Below are 17,348 nucleotides of genomic sequence, written 5' to 3' on the forward strand. Positions count from 1 at the left end.
CCTTCAGTCGCCCCCATCGTCATCCTTTCCCCGCACATGGACAGACGAGCATGGGACGGCAATTGTTTCCTTTTGTTCCTGCTGCGAAGACGGAAAGCGGCGCCGGCTCCTCCCGGTTGGAAAAAATACGTGGCGGAAGGATGGATTCCGCTCCCTGACAAATAGGAAGCCGGCGCATGGAGCGCCGGCTTGGAGGCTTCCGGCTTCGAAAAGCCGGCCTCGAAATTAGCTGAACATGATTTCCTTGGCATACCCTTTGCCCTCCAGCAGGTCGTACTGGATCATCTTGTAGTCGTCGAGCAGAGCCTGCTGCTCCGCCGTGGGCTTCTCGACCTTCCCGTCCGGACCGAGCAGCACTTTCTTGTTCAATCCCGGCATGGCCGTCTTGACCTCATGAAGCAGCTTGTAGTAGGCTGGCAGCTTCTGACCTGCGTAGGAGAAGATCTCGGGTCCGATGAAAGACGGGCTCAACGTGCCGAGCGGCTTGCTGCCCACCTCGTAATTGGAAAGCACGAGCAGCGGCGTTTCGTGGCGGAGCCTTTCGTCCGTCCAGCCTGCATCGTCATACACTTTGGCCGGAAGGCCGGGCAGATGATCCCCCCAAAGGATGACGACCGTAGGCCTGCCGAGCTGCTGGATGGCCGAGGACAAATACGAAAGGGCGCCGTCGGTATGCTTGATTCCTTCGGCGTACGTCTCCACCTGATCACTATATTCAGGAGTGACGCCAGCCGCGCGGACCGTGTTCATGCCGTGGATGGTCTTGTTCGTATACGGGAAGTGGTTCTGCATCGTGACCAGATGAAGGAACGCCGGCTTGCCAGTCTTCTCTTGCTCCTTCAGCTCGCGCACCGCTTCCTTCATCGCGGCCATGTCGGAGACATAGCTGCGGGAGGACAGGTACTCCCGGTTCGGCATTTCCTTGGAGCTGGTGAATTTCTCGAAGCCGAGCATCGGGTAGACGGTGTTTCGGCTGTAGAAGGTTTTATCGAAAGGATGGAGCGCCAGCGCCGCATATCCGCGCTGCTTCAAAATGCTGACAATCGAGGGCAGGTCCGTCTGCTTGGTCAGATTTTGCTGGAACGGCACGGAGCCGTCGTTCAGAAAATAGTTGGTGAGGCCGGTCAGCGCCTCGAATTCGACATTCGCCGTGCTGCCTCCGAATTCGGGCGAAAGCACGTAGCCGGACGGCTTCCCCTTGCTCGCTTCATGCAGGAACGGAAGCGGGTCCTCGCTCAGCTTGTAATCCGTCACCCGGGTCAGATCGAAGAATGCCTCGTTCATCACGAACACGATGTTGGGCGCCTCGGCCGGCGTGGCAGCCGGCTCCGCATCGGGAATGGACGCGTATTTGGCGGCGATCGCCTCGACAGCCTCCTTGCTGTAGCCGTCGGGCTCGGCCATCATGCTCCCCGTCAGGTTGGAAGCGAATGCGATGACAAATCCGTTGTACTGGTAGTTCTGCTTCTGGTCCCAGAAAATATCTTCGTAGCTGATCTTGCTCAGAAGCGAGCTGTCCTTGCTCTCCATGATATGGACGAAGAAGAAAATCCCCGTGATGGAGCACACGGCGAATACGACGCGCAGCACGAGCGGAAAACGCAGCTTCGGAAGCTTGAACACGAGCAAGCCGAAGCTGCCCACGACGGCGAGCGTGAGCACGATGACAAGCGGCGAGAACATTCCCCTGGTCATGGCGGCCATTTCGCCGGCGTTTTTCAGCTGCAGCAGATCCCAGGGGAAGAGCGGCTCTCCTGTCGCTTTCATTTTTTGATAGACGGCTGTGCCCGTAAGGGCGGTGACCGCAGTCACGAGCGCCGTGCCTCCGTACACATTGCGGACGATGGAAGCCGCAGCCAGGAGGAGGAAAAAGAAAATGAAGCTCCCCATGAAAAACAGCGGGTACTGGCCGGCAATCCACTGTCTCACCGCACTGTAATCCATCCCCATCGAAGCCGCCTGCATTCCCGCGTTCAGCAGCATGGCGACGAGATAAAGCGCCGTCATGGTCAAAACGATCTTTCGCGTAGGCTTGATCCAACTTCGCAAGTCCATCTACTCCCTGTCCGGTATTCTCCCATGTTCCTTTACTTTATTTTAATATACTAGAAAAGAGATGCCAACCTCAGCACCATGGATTTCGGGAAAGGAATGCCGAAAGGCTTATCGGAGGGTCCGAGATTCGGGACGATGGAATCCCGGCTCTATTGCGGCAGCCAGGCTTCAAATGACTGCCACTCTTCGGCAAGGGGCCAGCCATCGCAAGGCACCTCTTGCCGGCTCTACTTCAAAAGAAACAGAGCTGTCTGTCTGTGCAGATGCACTTGTTAGCGCTAGGCAATCCATGACTATCGATCTTCAACGCAAAAAACCCGCATCCCAGCGATGGGATGCGGGTTCTTCGGGTTCTTCGAGTTAATCGGCCTTTTTAGTCAGCCTGGCGATATAGAAGCCGTCGCTGCCGAAGTGCTGGGGCAGCAGCTGCAGGGAGCCGTCGAAGACAGCTTCCTCCGCCCCGGCAACGCCGGCCGCCCGCAGCGGCTCCAGCACCTTCTCCGGCCAGCCGCCGGGATCCAGCGCATATTCGGGATGGCGCCCCAGGAATGCGGCGACCTGTCCGGCGTTCTCCGAATGCTCGATCGTACAGGTGCTGTACAGCAGCACTCCTCCTGGCTGGACCAGGCCGGCCGCCGCTTCCAGCAGGCGGGTCTGGAGCGCGGCGATATCCTTGATGTCGCCCTCGGACTTCGTCCACTTGATTTCCGGCTTGCGGCGGATGACGCCGAGACCGGAACAAGGCGCGTCCAGCAGGACCAGATCGAACGACTCCGCCGGATACAGCCGGCCGAGCTCCGCGGCATCCCCGGTAACGGGATGCACGGCCCGGAGGCCGAGCCGCTTGGCGTTGTCTTCGATCAGCGCCAGCTTATGGGCATGCAGGTCGTTCGAGACGACCTCGCCGCGGTCGCCCATCAGCTCCGCCAGATGCGTCGACTTGCCGCCTGGCGCGGCGCAGCAGTCCAGGACGCGGCTGCCGGGCCGGGGATCCGCCGCAGCGGCGACAAGCATCGAGCTCTCGTCCTGTATGCTCCATAATCCTTTGGCGTAGCCGTCGGTCATGGCCAGATTGCCGCCGCGATCCACGACAATTCCGGAATCCGGCAAAGCCGATGCCGGCCGGGCGGCGAGTCCCGCTTCCTCGAGAAGGCGCAGCGCCTCGGACGGCGTCGTCCGCAGCGGATTGAGGCGCAGGCTGCCGTGCGGCGCCTCGTTGCCTGAGGCCATGACCGCTTCCGCAGCCTCCTCGCCGAGAGCGGAGATCCAGCGCTCAGCCAGCCACTGCGGATACGAATGCCGCAGCGACAAGCGGCGCGGCGCGTCCGCTTCGGCAGCGAAGGTTTCGGCCTTCAGCTGAGGCAGCTGCCGCACGGCGCTGCGAAGCACGCCGTTCACCATCCCGGAGATGCCGGAGTGGCCCCGGCGGCGGCCGATGTTGACGGCCTCGTTCACAGCCGCATGAGCGGGAACCCGGTCCAGGTAGACGAGCTGGTACAGGCTCATCCGCAGCAGGGACAGCACCCACGGCTCCAGCTTGTGCAGCCCCTTGGGAATGAAGCCCGCCAGCCAGTAGTCGAGCGTGAGCCTGCGCTGCAGCGTGCCGTACACAAGCTCGGTCGCAAGGCCGGCATCGGCGCGGGACAGGCCGGAATCCAGCAGCGCGCGGTTGAGCTGCAGATTGCTGTAGGCTCCATCCCGCTCGACGCGGATGAGAGCGTCGAGCGCGAGCTCGCGCGCGCTGCGCGGCTGCCTGGAGGCTGCGCTGCCGCGGTTTTGCTGTCCTTGCCCTGCAGGCTGACGCTCTTTGCCTTTGCCTGCGGCAGGCTTTGCACCCGTGCCGGCTTGTCCGGATGCGTTCCGGACCGGCGCCGAGCCTTGACGGCTGCGCTGGCCTGCTGCGGCCTGCGACTTCGCCGGCTTCAGCGAAGCCTGGCCGCCGGCCTTGGCCATGCCGCCGGCTTTGGCGCCGCTGCGGCCTGCGGTGCCAGCGCTGCCTGCGGCACTGCTTCGGCCTGCGGCGCTGCTCCGGCCTGCGGCGCTGCTCCGGCCTGCGGCGCCGGGGCTGCGGGAGCTGCCGGCTTGTCCGCCCGGCCTGGGCGTGCGGCCGCTCACAGGGCTTCTCCGCCGGCTTCGATGCCGAAGAAGGCGCCGCGCTGCAGCCTCGCGCCTTTCAGCCACTCGGCCGCGGCCATCGCGCGCTTGCCTGCGGGCTGAATCTCCGTCAGCAGCAGCCGGCCGCTGCCGCATTGCACGACGATGCCTTCTTCGCCGGCATCGATCACTTCGCCGGGCGCTCCGCTGCCGTCCTCAAGCACGACGCGGCAGGCGCGAACCTTGAAAGGCTCATCGCCCAGCAGCGTGAAGCCGCCCGCCATCGGCGAGAGGCCGCGCACCTGGTTGAACAGCTCGCGGGCCCCGCGGCTCCAGTCCAGACGCTCGTCGTCGCGGCTGAGATTGGGCGCGTACGTCGCCTCGCTGTCATCCTGCGGAACGCGGGGAGCCTCGCCGGCCAGCAGCTGCGGCAAGGTGTCGGCCAGCAGCCGGGCTCCGGCGTCGCTGAGCTTGGCGAACATCGTCCCGGAATCGTCACCGTCCGTGATCGGCACGACGACGCGACTGATCATGTCGCCGGTGTCGAGGCCTTCCGCCATATGCATGATCGTCACTCCGGTCTCCGTCTCGCCGTTCATGATGGAGCGCTGGATCGGAGCGCCGCCCCGATACTTCGGCAGCAGCGAGCCATGGACGTTGATGCAGCCGAACCGGGGCATTTCCAGCACCGCAACCGGCAGAATCTGCCCGAAGGCCGCTGTCACGATCAGCTCGGGAGCAAGCAGCTTCAGCTCCTCCACCGCTTCCGGCCGGCGCATCCGCTCCGGTTGAAGCACGGGCAAGCCGTGCTCCAAAGCGGCGGCTTTGACCGGGGGAGGGGTAAGCTCCCGCTTGCGGCCCTTCGGACGGTCCGGCTGAGTCACGACGCCGACCACCTCGCAGCCGAGGCTGCGGGCTTCAGGCCCTAGCAGCCAGAGCAGCGACGGAACCGCGAAGTCGGGCGTACCCATGAAAACAATGCGCATCGGCTTCCTCACTCCCCGTCTTCGCGGCGGTCGCGGGCGGACCCGTCGTACAGCTCTTCCGCCAGGTCGATGAACAGAATGCCGTTCAGATGGTCGACCTCATGCTGGAATGCGCGCGCCAGGAAGCCTTCCGCCTCCACCTCGAAGAATTCGCCGTCGCGGTTCTGGCCGCGCACCTTCACCTTTTCGGCTCGGCGCACATCCCCATTGAGATTGGCGATGCTGAGGCAGCCTTCCGGTCCGAACTGCTCACCCGAGCGCTCCAGAATTTCCGGATTGACCATCTCGATCAGGCCGTTCTCGTCGCCGACGTCGACGACGATGACACGCTTGGAAATGCCGACCTGCGGCGCGGCCAAACCGACGCCTTCCGCGTCGTACATCGTTTCCGCCATATCCTTCAGCAGCTTATGGAGATTGGAGTTGAACTTCGTGACTTCCTTGGCGACTTCGCGCAGGACGGAGTCGGGATTTTGAACGATAAGCCGAATGGCCATGATGGATGCACCTTCCTTGATTGCTTCGTAGTAGTAGACGCCTGGGCCGGATGTAGAAGGATATGTCGGGACAACAGGCGATAAGGCCTATTTCTATAAAATCATTTGGGGATCCACATCGACGCTGAACAGCACGCCGGAACGCGCCGCCTCCGCTTCGGTGCGGGTTATCGCTTCCTTGACGAGCATGGAAGCGTCGACAGCTCCCCTGTATTTGATCATGCACTGGAACCGGTATTTGTCCTTCATCCGCGATATCGGGGACGCGACAGGGCCGAGCAGGTCGAACGCCCGCTCCCCGCCGCTCTGCAGCGGCGCCAGCACGCCTCTCTCGGCGGCAAGAGCCCGCAGCTTGCTTGCGAAGCGGTCGCTTACCGAAGAGAGGGTGGCGAGCTGCTCATGGGACATCGTGACGAGGATCAGCCTGCAGAAAGGCGGGTAGCCCATCATGCGGCGATGCTTCATCTCCTCCTCCACGAAGCCCCCGTAATCATGGTGCTGAGCGGTAGTGACGGCGTAATGGCCGGGGTTGTACGTCTGGATGACGACCTCCCCCGGCAGATGATGGCGTCCGGCGCGGCCCGCGACCTGCGTCAGCAGCTGGAACGTCCGCTCGCCCGCCCGAAAATCGGGCAGGTTGAGCGACGTATCCGCCGCGATGACGCCGACAAGGGTCACGTAAGGGAAATCAAGCCCTTTGGCGACCATCTGGGTGCCGAGCAGCACATCCGCCTTGCGTTCGCCGAAGAGCGTCAGCCATTTCTCATGGGCGTTCTTCTCCGTCGTCGTGTCGACATCCATCCGGATGACCCGGATGCCGGGGAACAGCTTCGCCAGCTCCTCCTCCACCTTCTGCGTGCCCGCTCCGAAATAGCGGATCTGCTCGCTGGAGCAGGACGGGCATGTGCGGGGCGCAAGCTCCGCGTGGCCGCAGTAATGGCAGCGCATCGCGCGCGTCTTCTGGTGGTAGGTGAGCGAGATGTCGCAGTGCGGGCACACGGCCGTGTACCCGCAGGAGCGGCAGATGACGAAGGTTGAATAGCCCCGCCGGTTGAGCAGAAGGACGGATTGCTCTCCCCGTTCGAGCCGGGCTTGCAGCCCTTCATGAAGATCGCGGCTGAACATGGAGCGGTTCCCGCTTTTCAGCTCATCCCGCATATCGACAATCTTGACGGGCGGAAGCGGCCGCGCCCCTACCCGTTCGTTCAGCTCCAGCAAAGCCCCGTTGCCCCCCGCGCCTCCTCGGACGGCTGCCGCGTAACTCTCGAGCGACGGCGTCGCCGAGCCGAGCACGACGACGGCGCCTTGCTGCCGCGCGCGGCGCACGGCGACTTCGCGGGCATGATACTTCGGCGTTTCTTCCTGCTTGTAGCTGGATTCATGCTCCTCGTCGATGATGATCAGGCCGAGATTGCCGAACGGGGCGAACACGGCGGAGCGCGCGCCGATCGCCACCTTGGCGCCGCCGCGGCGGATCCGCCGCCACTCGTCGTAGCGCTCTCCGTTCGAGAGGCGGCTGTGCAGGACGGCGACCTCGTCTCCGAAGCGTCCCTTGAACCGCTCGACCATCTGAGGCGTCAAGGAAATCTCGGGCACGAGGACGATCGCCTCCATGCCGAGCTCGAGAGCCCGCTGGATGGACTGCATGTAAATCTCGGTCTTGCCGCTTCCCGTCACTCCATGCAGCAGGAACGTCGCCGGCTCGGAAGATTCCACCGCCGCCTTCAGCCGCACGTACACTGCCCGCTGCGCATCCGTCAGCGGCAGCGGCTCGCTGCGCCGGAACTCGCGGCCGGCATAAGGATCCCGCTGCTGCTCCGCCTCGCGGATCGCGATCAGGCCCTTGGCCTCGAGCGCCTTGGCGGAGGAGGCGCTGGCGCCCGTCTCCGACAGCATCGCCTGCAGCGTGACCGGCTCGCTGAGACCAAGAATATATTCCAGCAGCTCGCGCTGCCGGGCAGCCTGCTTCGACATCGCGGACAGCGCCGCCTCCGCGGCGGCGCGATCCTCGGGCGGATACACCGTCAGCTGCTTGCGGACGGCGAGCCGGTCCCGAATCGATGTCTCTTCGGCCAGCAATCCCGAAGCAAGCGCCCGCTTGATCGCCGCGCCGGCTTCCGGGTAACGCTGCGCGACGAGATCCAGACGCATGTCGACGGAGCGCTGCAGCTCTTGGACCAGACCTGGAGGCAGCTGCTCCAGAGGCAGCTGCTGCTGGGCGACCGCTGCCGGGCTCATGCCCTTGCCATCGCCCTCGCCCCAGCCGGCCGCGCCCGCGGCTAAGGAATGATCCTCCTGCCATCCGGCAGCCGATCCCGCCTTCCCGAACGACTGGGCGTCCAGGAGCTCGGACTTCCCGGCTCCGTCTTCCGCCAGGCGGATATACCGTTCGGCCTTGCCTTTGATCGCGGCAGGAATCATCGCCTGCAGCGCTGCCGTCCAGGTGCAGCAGTACTTGCCGCTCATCCACTGGGCGAGCTCGACCAGATCGGGCAGGAGCGGCGGCAGCGGATCCAGCAGCTCGGCGATCGGCTTGAGCTTCCCGGCGCTGTCGGCCGGGGTCTCGGCGGACAGGCTGACGACGAATCCTTGCACGGTCCGTCCGCCGAAAGGAACGCCGACACGGCTGCCCGGCTCGATCCACTCTTCCATGGCGGCCGGCACCTCATAGCTGAAGGGCCGGTCTGTCTGACGGCTCGGCACATCGACGATGACGCCGGCGATCATGATTCCGTTCCCTTCGGCTCCTTCGAGCCGATCCGCTCCGCGACAAGGCGCAGCAGCCGCTCGCCGGCATCGCGCTTGCTCATCACGGGCAGCGATTCAACCAAGCCGTCCTTGTCGAAGATCCGGACCGCATTGGTGTCGCCGTTGAAGCCGGCCCCTTCCATCGAGACGTCGTTGCCTACGATGAGATCGCAGTTTTTGCGGCGGAGCTTGTCCATCGCATACTCGTCCAGACGCTCCGTCTCGGCGGCAAAGCCGACCAGGAACTGGCCTTTCTTGCGCTCGCCCAGAGCGGTCAGAATGTCGGCCGTCTTCTCCAGCTCAAGGACAAGCGTGCCGCCCGTCTTCTTCAGCTTGGAGGCATGCCGTACGACGGGCCGGTAGTCGGCGACCGCCGCTGCCTTGACCACGATGTCGGCGTCGTCGAACACGCTGCCCGCCGCCTCCAGCATCTCCTGCGCGGACTCTACGCGCAGGATCTTCATGCCTCCGGGAAGCGGCTGCGACACGCGGCCGGCGATCAGCGTTACGTGCGCGCCCATATCGCGGGCGGCTTCCGCGATGGCAAAGCCCATTTTGCCCGACGAATCATTCGTCAGATAACGGACGGGATCGAAGCGCTCGACCGTGCCTCCCGCCGTCACGACAACCTTCTTTCCTTCCAGCAGCTTGCCCGAAGCGAAAAACCGCTCGACCGCCAGCACGATCTCCTCCGGCTCGGCCAAGCGGCCCTTGGCCACGTAACCGCAAGCGAGCTGTCCGGTTCCGGGATCGATGAAGCGGACTCCCCGGCTGCCGAGCAGCTCCATATTCGCGACCGTCGCCGGATGCTCGTACATGTGGACATTCATCGCCGGAGCCGCGATGACCGGAGACGTCGCGGCAAGCAGCGTCGCGCCAAGCATGTCGTCGGCCAGACCCGCCGCCAGCTTCGCGAGCGTGTTGGCCGTAGCCGGCGCGAGCAGGATCAGGTCGGCCTTGTCCGCCAGCTCGATATGGGACACGACGGAGGGATCGCGCTCGTCGAAGGTGTCCAGATATACAGGGTGGCGGGACAGCGTCTGCAGCGTCAGCGGCGTAATGAATTTGGCCGCCGATTCCGTCATGATGACATGCACCTCGGCGCCCGCCTGGACCAGCTTGCTGCATAGAGCGGTGCCCTTGTAGGCCGCGATGCCTCCCGTTATGCCAAGAACGATTCTTTTTCCCTGAAGCATGGGGTGTTCTCCTCCCTCATCGGCAAATACCCGCCGGCACCAGCCACTCCGCCGGGTTTGCTTCCGCTAAAAAAATAACAACCGCAGAGGGTTGTTAAGCGTACCGCTATGCTGCTATCTATCATCCGCTTCCGCAGCAGGCTGCGGCCGGCATGTCCTAGTCTTCGTTGCGCTGCTCCACTTGCACGAGATCGTGGTAGATCTCCTCGAGGGCGACGCCTACCTGCTTATGGGATTTCTGTCCACGCAGCTCGGTCTTCTCTCCGTCCCTCAGGGCACGCGCGCGGCGCGATGCCGCGACGACCAGGGAGTACTTGCTGTCGACTTTCTTCATCATCTCGTCAATGGATGGATACAACATGGCTAATCACTCCGTTCAGGCTTTTTCGGATGCGGTCTGCATATCGTGCGCGAGCCCCGCCAGATAACGTTCCTTGCGGCAATGCTCGGCGGTGACGATGCTCTGGATCCGGTGGCAGGCCGCGTCGATCTCGTCGTTGACGACGGCGTAGTCGTAATAGCGGATGAGGTTGATCTCCTCGGCGGCGACGGACATCCGGGAATCGATGATCTCCTGGGTTTCCGTGCCGCGTCCGGTGATGCGCTGCTTCAGGACGTCGAGCGAAGGAGGCATCAGAAAAATAAAGACGCCCTCGGGAAACGTTTCCTTGACCTTGAGCGCTCCCTGGACTTCGATCTCGAGAATGATATCCTTGCCGCTGTTGATGGTGCTCTCCACGAAATCGCGGGGAGTGCCGTAATAATTGCCTACGTACTCCGCATACTCCAGCATGGCTCCGCGAGCCATCATGTCCTGGAACTGCTCCCGCGACTTGAAGAAGTAATTGATGCCGTCCGTCTCTCCCTGTCTCGGGCTGCGGGTCGTCGCCGACACCGAGTAGACCAGCTCCGGCATCTTGTGGCGGAGCACGGAGCATACCGTGCCCTTGCCGACGCCGGAAGGTCCGGACAATACGATTAATAATCCCTTATTCATAATACTCCCCGCTATTATTCGTCGTGATCGTCATCCTTCGCGGACAACCGGTGCGCAACCGTCTCCGGCTGCACGGCCGACAAAATGACATGGTCGCTGTCCGTAATGATAACCGCCCGCGTGCGCCTGCCGTACGTGGCGTCGATAAGCATGTGGCGATCCCGCGCTTCCTGAATGATTCTCTTGATCGGCGCCGATTCCGGACTTACGATCGAGATGATCCGGTTAGCCGATACGATGTTGCCGAAGCCGATATTGATGAGCTTGATAGCCATGTCAGGTTCTCCCTCCGGACAGATTGGAACAGATAGCGGTCTTCTAGAAGGCCCTCCATCTGGCAATGGGCAGAACCATTGCAACTAGTGTTGACACAAAAAACACGGCGCAAACGTTCCGTCCGCCGCTCCGGCGGCCGTCCCAAGCGTCATCCCGTTCCGCACCCCGGGCATAAGCCCAGGCAGACAGTCGTGTACCTATTCTAATCGATATTCGCCAAACGAACAAGGTACAAAGCGATTTCGCGAGAAAAATAGAAATCGAGGCATCATTTGCCCCTTGAACGCCATCCCCTGCTCTTTGCAGGATGGCTGGCGCATGAACTCCGCCGCATGATTGCCTTTGTCCGGACAAAGCAAAGATCCGCCCTCGCGGGCGGATCTCCTCCATATGCTCGGACAGCTCCCTACACGGTTCCGCGGAATGATTCCGCCGCCGGTCCGGTCATGTACACATGATTATCTTCTTCGTTCCATTCGATCAGCAGATCCCCGCCCTTGAGGGAAACCGTCGCCTTGCGGTCGGTCAGCCCGTTCAGCACGGAAGAGACGACGGTCGCGCAGGCTCCCGTGCCGCATGCCAGCGTCGGACCCGCGCCGCGCTCCCATACGCGCATGTCGGCCTGGCTGCGGGTATTGACGGTCACGAACTCGACGTTCGTCTTGCGCGGGAACAGCGGATGCGTCTCCAGCTTGGGACCCCAAGCGGCAAGGTCGAATCCGGCCGCGTCGTCGACATAGATGACCGCATGGGGGTTGCCCATCGATACGGCCGTGAACCGGAACTCCCGTCCGTCCACTTCGACCGGGTGCCCGATGACCCGGTCGGCATCGACCGTCGTCGGAACCTGCAGCCCCTGCAGGATCGGCTCCCCCATGTCGACGCGGATGTACGCCGCCTTGCCGTCTTGTACGGTGATCTCGACCTGCTGCACGCCGGCTCCGAGCGTCTCGATCGTCAGCCGTTCCTTGTCCGTATGGCCGTTGTCGAAGACATACTTGGCTACGCAGCGGATCGCGTTGCCGCATTGCTCCGCCTCGGACCCGTCGGAATTGATGATGCGCATGCGGAAGTCCGCCCTTTCGGAAGGCAGGATATAGACGAGCCCGTCGGCTCCGATGCCGAAGAAGCGGTTGCACAGGGAGACCGCAAGCTCGTCCACCCCGGCCGGAAGGTCTTTCTCTCCGAATACGACGATAAAATCATTGCCTAGGCCGTGCATTTTGGTGAATTCCACGATAGATGCTCTCCTTTTGATATGCCGAAGCATTGATGGCCTGCTGGTCGCCGCCGCTGCGGGCGGCCGTCGTAATTAGGATAGCGCATCAAGCCGGGCAAGGCTATTCCCGATTGCGTCTAAGATTTGTACTTTTTCCCCGCGTCCATCCGATGACCGAGCCGAAAGCAGCCGGATACCGGACGATTCCGGCAATCCCTTCCAGCGCTCCCGCCAGCAGCTCGACGGCCATGAAGGCCTCATCGGGCACGGGAAAAGGGGCTTCTATTCCGGCCGGACGGGCAATTCTGTTCTTATTCTCATCCTGGCATGGCCTCCTTGGATGCTTCCCTGCTTCTTCTACTATAGACTCCTCGAACTTCCCGGGACAAACGCGGCAAGCCCCCCGGCGTCCAGCCGGGGGGCTTGCTTTGAATGCAGCGACTGTCGCCGCGCTCCGGAATCCGCTCAGCGGACGTTTGTCTGACCGCCCGAATAAGAGATGCGGGCTTTCGGCTTGCGCCGCTTGGACGATCCCAGCACGCTGCCGACTCCCATCAGGAACGTCGGGATGCTGCCGGCCACGAAGACGAGGCACCATTCGCGGAAGCCGATCGGAACCGTCTTGAAGATCGGCTGCAGGGCGGGAACATACACGACCGCCAGCATGAGGCCCAGCGAAGAAAGGACCGACAGGACAAGATACTTGTTCTGCAGCATGTTGCGGTGGAAGATCGACCGGGAGCTGCGGCAGTCGAACACATGGATCAGCTGCGCCATGACGAGCGTCACGAAGGCGACGGTCTGGGCGAGCACCAGTCCGTCCGCGTTTTGCGGAGCCGTCTTCAAGGTGATCCAGAACGCGCCAAGCGTGCAGACGCCGATCAGCACGCCGCGGCTGACAATCTTCCATCCGAGCCGGCGGGCAAAAATATTCTCCTTGGCGGACCTCGGCTTCTGCGTCATCAGGTCGCTCTCGGCCTGATCGACGCCGAGCGCCATCGCCGGCAGCCCGTCGGTCACAAGGTTGACCCACAGAATCTGGATCGGAAGCAGCGGCAGCGGCAGTCCGGCCATCATCGCCAGGAACATCGTCAGGATCTCCCCGACATTGGACGCCAGCAAGTAGCGGATGAACTTGCGGATATTCTCGTAAATGCCCCTGCCTTCCTCGATCGCGGCCACGATGCTCGAGAAGTTGTCGTCTCCAAGCACGAGCGAGGAAGCTTCCTTGGACACATCCGTGCCGGTGATGCCCATGGCGATGCCGATATCCGCCGCCTTGATGGCCGGAGCGTCGTTGACGCCGTCTCCCGTCATGGCGACGACATGACCTTTGCGCTGGAGCGACTTGACGATGCGCAGCTTATGCTCGGGCGAGACCCGCGCATAAACGTAGATGTTGTCGACCACCTTGTCCAGATCGTCGTCGGACAAGCCGGCAAGCTCGCGCCCGCTGATCGACAGCCCGCCGCGCGGCATGATGCCGAGCTGGGCGGCGATCGCTTCGGCGGTCAGCTGGTGGTCGCCCGTGATCATGACCGTCTTGATGCCGGCGCGGCGGCATGTCGCGATGGCGCCCTGGACTTCCCGGCGCGGAGGATCGATCATGCCGGTAAGGCCGGCGAATATGAGCTGGCACTCCGTGTCCTCGGCGCTCTCGCATTTGTCATGCGGACGAAGATCCCGGTAAGCGAGTCCGAGCACCCGCAGCGCCGACTGGGCCATGCCCTCCTGCGCCTGCTGCACCTTCTGCCGGAGCGTGCCGGTGAACGGCACGACCTTGCCTTCCCATAGAATATAGGAGCAGCGCTCCAGGAGCATATCCGGCGCGCCTTTGACACAGGCGATCCGGCCTCCTTGATGCGACACGACCACGGACATGCGCTTGCGCTCCGAGTCGAACGGGAATTCCTGCTCGCGCTTGTACAGGCCGCCGAGCGAGCTTTTGCTGAGCCCCATCTTGGCCGCCAGCACGACGAGCGCGCCTTCCGTCGGGTCGCCCTTGAGCGTCCATTCCTCCTTCGGCTCCGTCTGGCCGCCTTTGCTTTTGCGCTCTTCCCCTTCTTCGGCATGGATCAGCTCCGCATTGTTGCACAGCGCCGCGACCTGCAGCATGCGCCGCAGCGAAGCGTCGTCCTTGGCCTCTACCTGCTGGCCGTCCGCGAAGCAGCCTCCGGCGGGGGCATAGCCTTCTCCGGTGACTTCGAGCTGGCGGCCTCCGCTCCAGATGCGGGTGACCGTCATTTTGTTCTGCGTCAGCGTGCCGGTCTTATCCGAGCAGATGACGGAGGCGCAGCCAAGCGTTTCGACCGACGGCAGCTTGCGCACGATCGCCTTGCGCTTGATCATGCGCTGGACACCCAGAGCGAGCGCCACCGTCACGATTGCCGGCAGCCCCTCCGGAATGGCCGCCACCGCCAGGCTGACGCCCGCGAGGAACATTCCGTAGGCAGGCTGTCCGTGCAGGATGCCGGCCACGACGACCATGACCGTCAGGAAAAGCGCGACGACGATGAGGATTTTGCCCAGCTGCTCCAGCCTGCGCTGCAATGGCGTCTCCATCTCGTCCGTCTGCTGGATCAGATCGGCGATCTTGCCCATCTCCGTATTCATGCCTGTTCTCACGACAATGCCGGTGCCGGTGCCTCCGGTCAGCATCGTGCCCATGAAGCCCATATTCCGCATGTCCCCGAGCGGCAGCTCTTCCTCGGCGATCGCGAGGCAATGCTTGCTCACCGGTACGGATTCCCCGGTCAGCGCCGACTCCTCGGCCTGGCAGCTGTTGGCTGTCAAGAAACGCAGGTCGGCCGGAACGCGGTCGCCGCTCTGCAGCAGCACGATATCGCCCGGCACGAGCTCGCTGGCCGGAATCGCCTCCGATTTGCCGCCGCGCAGAACATGGGCAGTCGGAGCGGACAGCTCCTTGAGGGCGCGCAGCGACCGCTCCGCTCTGAACTCCTGCACGAATCCGAGAATCGAGTTGATGACAATGATGGCGATGATCGTAATCGCGTCGAGATATTCCCCCAGCAGACCCGATATCAGCGTCGCCCCGATCAGGACGAGCACCATGAAATCCTTGAACTGGTTCAAAAACAGCTTCACCGGCGACAGCTTCTTTCCTTCGGACAGCTCGTTGCGGCCATGCTCGGCCAGCCGCTTGGCAGCCTCCTCCGCCGATAGACCGTTGTCCGGAGAGCTGCCAAGCTGGCTGAGCAGCTGTTCCTCCGCCAGCTGGTGCCAATTCCTATTCTCCATTCGACTCTTCTCCCTCCCGCAGATGGAACGATAATGCTGCGGGCAGCACCCGCAAGGCTCTAGGACACTATATGAGGACAATCCCCGAAATATCCCTTGTCCTTGTGGTTATGGTAGAATAAGACGGCAAAACAACCTGCGCCGCAAGGACGACAAGGCGCGCACGAAAGGAACGACCCTCATGGCATTGGACGGCATCGTAACCCGCGCCGCCGTAAGCGAGCTCCAGCAGCTCGTCGGCGGACGCATTCATAAAATCCATCAACCGACCGCGCACGATCTCGTTGTTCAGACCCGCGGAGCAGGCGGGGGACGCAAGCTGCTGATCTCGGCCAACCCGACTTATCCAAGAATCCACTTCACGGAACGCAGCTACCAGAATCCGATGGAGCCGCCGATGTTCTGCATGCTGCTGCGCAAATACTGCGAAGGCGGCCAGATCGAAGCTGTCCGCCAGGTCGGCATGGAGCGCGTCATCGAGCTGGACATCCGCCAGCGCGACGAGCTTGGCGATCTGACGCTGAAGACGATCATCATCGAGCTCATGGGTCGCCACAGCAACATCATTCTGGTCGATACCGCGACGAGAACGATCCACGACGGCATCCATCACGTGACGCCGGCGATCAGCAGCTACCGCATCGTCATGCCGGGCACAGCCTATACGGCTCCGCCCGACCAGCACAAGACGGACCCGCTTCATTTGACGCAGGAAAATGATTTCGCCCGCATTCTGAGCGAGGCGGCTGGCAGCGAAGCCGCTGAGGAGCAGTCCGCCAAGCCGCTCGACAAGCTGCTCGTGGCGGCGCTGAGCGGCTTCAGTCCCTTGCTGGCGCGAGAGCTGGCATACCGCGCCAGCTCCATCGACGCCGGCGATGGCTCGGAGCTGCATCGGCTGTGGACCGTCTTTTCCTCCTTCATGGAGTCGGTGCGCGGCGGCAGCTACGCTCCCAACATCGTGGAGACGCCAGCCGGCAAAAGCTATTTCTCCATTATCGAGCTGACGCATCTGGAAGGAGAGCGCCGCGGCTTCGAGAGCATAAGCCAGTGCCTGGAAGCTTTCTATGGGGAAAAAGCGAGCCGCGACACCGTCAAGCAGCGGGTATCGGACATGATCCGCTTCCTCCAGAACGAGAAAGCCAAAAACGTCAAGAAAGTGGAAAAGCTGAACGAGACGCTGGAAGAAGCGAAAGGCGCCGACAAATACCGCATTCTCGGAGAGCTGCTGACGACTTATATGCATGCCTTCTCCAAAGGCGACCGTTCCGTGGAGCTGGAAAACTACTATGACGAGAATGCGGCAAGCGTCACCATCGAGCTGGATCCGCAGCTGTCCCCTTCGGACAATGCCCAGCGGTATTTCCGGCGCTACACGAAGTTCCGCAACAGCACCGAGGCGGTGAAAGAGCAAATGGCGCTCGCCGGCACCGAAATCGCCTATCTCGACTCCCTGCTGCAGCAGCTGGATACCGCTTCTCTGGAGGACATCGAGGAAATTCGCGAGGAGCTTGTAGCCGAGGGCTACCTGCGCGCGCGCGGGAAGCGGGGAGCGAAGCGCAAGAAGGCCGCAAGGCCCGCCCTGCTCTGCTACACGTCATCCGAGGGCATCGCCATCTATGTAGGCAAAAACAATACGCAGAATGAATATTTGACCAACCGGCTCGCCTCTCAAGGCGATACTTGGCTGCATACGAAGGATATTCCCGGCTCGCATGTCGTCATACGCTCTGCCGAGTTCGGGAACGCTACGCTCGAGGAGGCCGCGATGCTGGCCGCCCACTTCAGCCAGGCCCGCAGCTCCAGCATGGTTCCGGTCGACTACACGCAGATCCGCCATGTGCACAAGCCGAGCGGCTCCAAGCCGGGATTCGTCATCTACGACCGGCAGAAAACGCTCTTCATCACCCCGGATGAAGCCCGCTTGAAGGAGCTTCCATCCGTTGTCAAAGCTTGATTATCACGGCTTTTGCCGCTATTGCCGATCTGAAATCGTCCAGCCCGCAAAATCGAACCTGCCTTCGA

The 17,348-nt window shown here is 62.6% G+C and carries 13 protein-coding genes; 1 reads left to right on the forward strand and 12 read right to left on the reverse strand.

The annotated features are described in order from the left end of the window. Positions 1-225 precede the first annotated feature (225 nt). The 12 genes from AC06G8_RS13575 to AC06G8_RS13630 all read right to left on the reverse strand — a co-directional run bounded on the left by AC06G8_RS13575 (position 226) and on the right by AC06G8_RS13630 (position 15,326). Positions 226-2,049 (reverse strand): LTA synthase family protein, encoded by a 1,824-nt coding sequence (locus AC06G8_RS13575; RefSeq protein ID WP_480283084.1) that lies wholly within the window; start codon positions 2,047-2,049, stop codon positions 226-228. A 366-nt stretch (positions 2,050-2,415) separates the two neighbouring features. Next, the gene (gene rsmB / locus AC06G8_RS13580; protein ID WP_480285439.1) at positions 2,416-4,008 is read right to left on the reverse strand and encodes a 16S rRNA (cytosine(967)-C(5))-methyltransferase RsmB; all 1,593 of its coding nucleotides are present in this window, start codon (positions 4,006-4,008) and stop codon (positions 2,416-2,418) included. A 158-nt stretch (positions 4,009-4,166) separates the two neighbouring features. Beyond that, a complete protein-coding gene (gene fmt / locus AC06G8_RS13585) occupies positions 4,167-5,135 on the reverse strand; it encodes a methionyl-tRNA formyltransferase (RefSeq protein WP_480283085.1) in 969 nt (322 codons plus the stop codon). An 8-nt stretch (positions 5,136-5,143) separates the two neighbouring features. Further along, positions 5,144-5,632 carry a peptide deformylase gene (gene def, locus AC06G8_RS13590; protein ID WP_076355101.1) on the reverse strand — a complete coding sequence of 163 codons (489 nt, stop codon included), beginning with the start codon at positions 5,630-5,632 and terminating at the stop codon, positions 5,144-5,146. Positions 5,633-5,725: 93 nt separating this feature from the next. Continuing rightward, on the reverse strand, positions 5,726-8,359 hold the full coding sequence (gene priA / locus AC06G8_RS13595) for a primosomal protein N' (RefSeq protein WP_480283086.1): 2,634 nt from the start codon (positions 8,357-8,359) through the stop codon (positions 5,726-5,728). Then, positions 8,356-9,576 carry a bifunctional phosphopantothenoylcysteine decarboxylase/phosphopantothenate--cysteine ligase CoaBC gene (coaBC, locus tag AC06G8_RS13600; RefSeq protein WP_480283087.1) on the reverse strand — a complete coding sequence of 407 codons (1,221 nt, stop codon included), beginning with the start codon at positions 9,574-9,576 and terminating at the stop codon, positions 8,356-8,358. Before coaBC ends, priA begins: the two co-directional genes overlap by 4 nt. 157 nt (positions 9,577-9,733) lie before the next feature. Beyond that, positions 9,734-9,937, reverse strand: coding sequence for a DNA-directed RNA polymerase subunit omega (rpoZ, locus tag AC06G8_RS13605; protein ID WP_048747187.1), 204 nt, complete (start codon positions 9,935-9,937; stop codon positions 9,734-9,736). A 15-nt stretch (positions 9,938-9,952) separates the two neighbouring features. Then, positions 9,953-10,573, reverse strand: coding sequence for a guanylate kinase (gene gmk / locus AC06G8_RS13610; RefSeq protein WP_447661292.1), 621 nt, complete (start codon positions 10,571-10,573; stop codon positions 9,953-9,955). Between the two features lie 14 nt (positions 10,574-10,587). Continuing rightward, complete coding sequence (remA, locus tag AC06G8_RS13615) at positions 10,588-10,848, reverse strand: extracellular matrix/biofilm regulator RemA (RefSeq protein ID WP_006036475.1); 261 nt, start codon at positions 10,846-10,848, stop codon at positions 10,588-10,590. A 407-nt stretch (positions 10,849-11,255) separates the two neighbouring features. After that, positions 11,256-12,086: a diaminopimelate epimerase gene (gene dapF / locus AC06G8_RS13620; protein WP_447661293.1), complete on the reverse strand. Its 831-nt coding sequence runs from the start codon at positions 12,084-12,086 to the stop codon at positions 11,256-11,258. 103 nt (positions 12,087-12,189) lie between these two features. After that, on the reverse strand, positions 12,190-12,336 hold the full coding sequence (locus tag AC06G8_RS13625; protein ID WP_480283088.1) for a hypothetical protein: 147 nt from the start codon (positions 12,334-12,336) through the stop codon (positions 12,190-12,192). Between the two features lie 197 nt (positions 12,337-12,533). Next, the gene (locus AC06G8_RS13630) at positions 12,534-15,326 is read right to left on the reverse strand and encodes a calcium-translocating P-type ATPase, SERCA-type (protein ID WP_480283089.1); all 2,793 of its coding nucleotides are present in this window, start codon (positions 15,324-15,326) and stop codon (positions 12,534-12,536) included. Between the two features lie 181 nt (positions 15,327-15,507). Here AC06G8_RS13630 and AC06G8_RS13635 point away from each other — a divergent pair, with 181 nt between their 5' ends. Beyond that, positions 15,508-17,280: an Rqc2 family fibronectin-binding protein gene (locus AC06G8_RS13635; RefSeq protein WP_480283090.1), complete on the forward strand. Its 1,773-nt coding sequence runs from the start codon at positions 15,508-15,510 to the stop codon at positions 17,278-17,280. The last annotated feature ends 68 nt before the right edge of the window (positions 17,281-17,348 follow it).

It is taken from the genome of Paenibacillus sp. SJS-P3, assembly GCF_056711585.1.

Excerpts from the sequence above, each read along its gene's own strand:
- rsmB (WP_480285439.1), bottom strand. The coding sequence starts at position 4,008 with ATGGCCAAGGCCGGCGGCCAGGCTTCGCTGAAGCCGGCGAAGTCGCAG.
- priA (WP_480283086.1), bottom strand. The coding sequence starts at position 8,359 with ATGATCGCCGGCGTCATCGTCGATGTGCCGAGCCGTCAGACAGACCGG.
- rpoZ (WP_048747187.1), bottom strand. The coding sequence starts at position 9,937 with ATGTTGTATCCATCCATTGACGAGATGATGAAGAAAGTCGACAGCAAG.
- def (WP_076355101.1), bottom strand. The coding sequence starts at position 5,632 with ATGGCCATTCGGCTTATCGTTCAAAATCCCGACTCCGTCCTGCGCGAA.
- remA (WP_006036475.1), bottom strand. The coding sequence starts at position 10,848 with ATGGCTATCAAGCTCATCAATATCGGCTTCGGCAACATCGTATCGGCT.
- fmt (WP_480283085.1), bottom strand. The coding sequence starts at position 5,135 with ATGCGCATTGTTTTCATGGGTACGCCCGACTTCGCGGTTCCGTCGCTG.
- AC06G8_RS13630 (WP_480283089.1), bottom strand. The coding sequence starts at position 15,326 with ATGGAGAATAGGAATTGGCACCAGCTGGCGGAGGAACAGCTGCTCAGC.
- gmk (WP_447661292.1), bottom strand. The coding sequence starts at position 10,573 with ATGAATAAGGGATTATTAATCGTATTGTCCGGACCTTCCGGCGTCGGC.
- coaBC (WP_480283087.1), bottom strand. The coding sequence starts at position 9,576 with ATGCTTCAGGGAAAAAGAATCGTTCTTGGCATAACGGGAGGCATCGCG.
- AC06G8_RS13635 (WP_480283090.1), top strand. The coding sequence starts at position 15,508 with ATGGCATTGGACGGCATCGTAACCCGCGCCGCCGTAAGCGAGCTCCAG.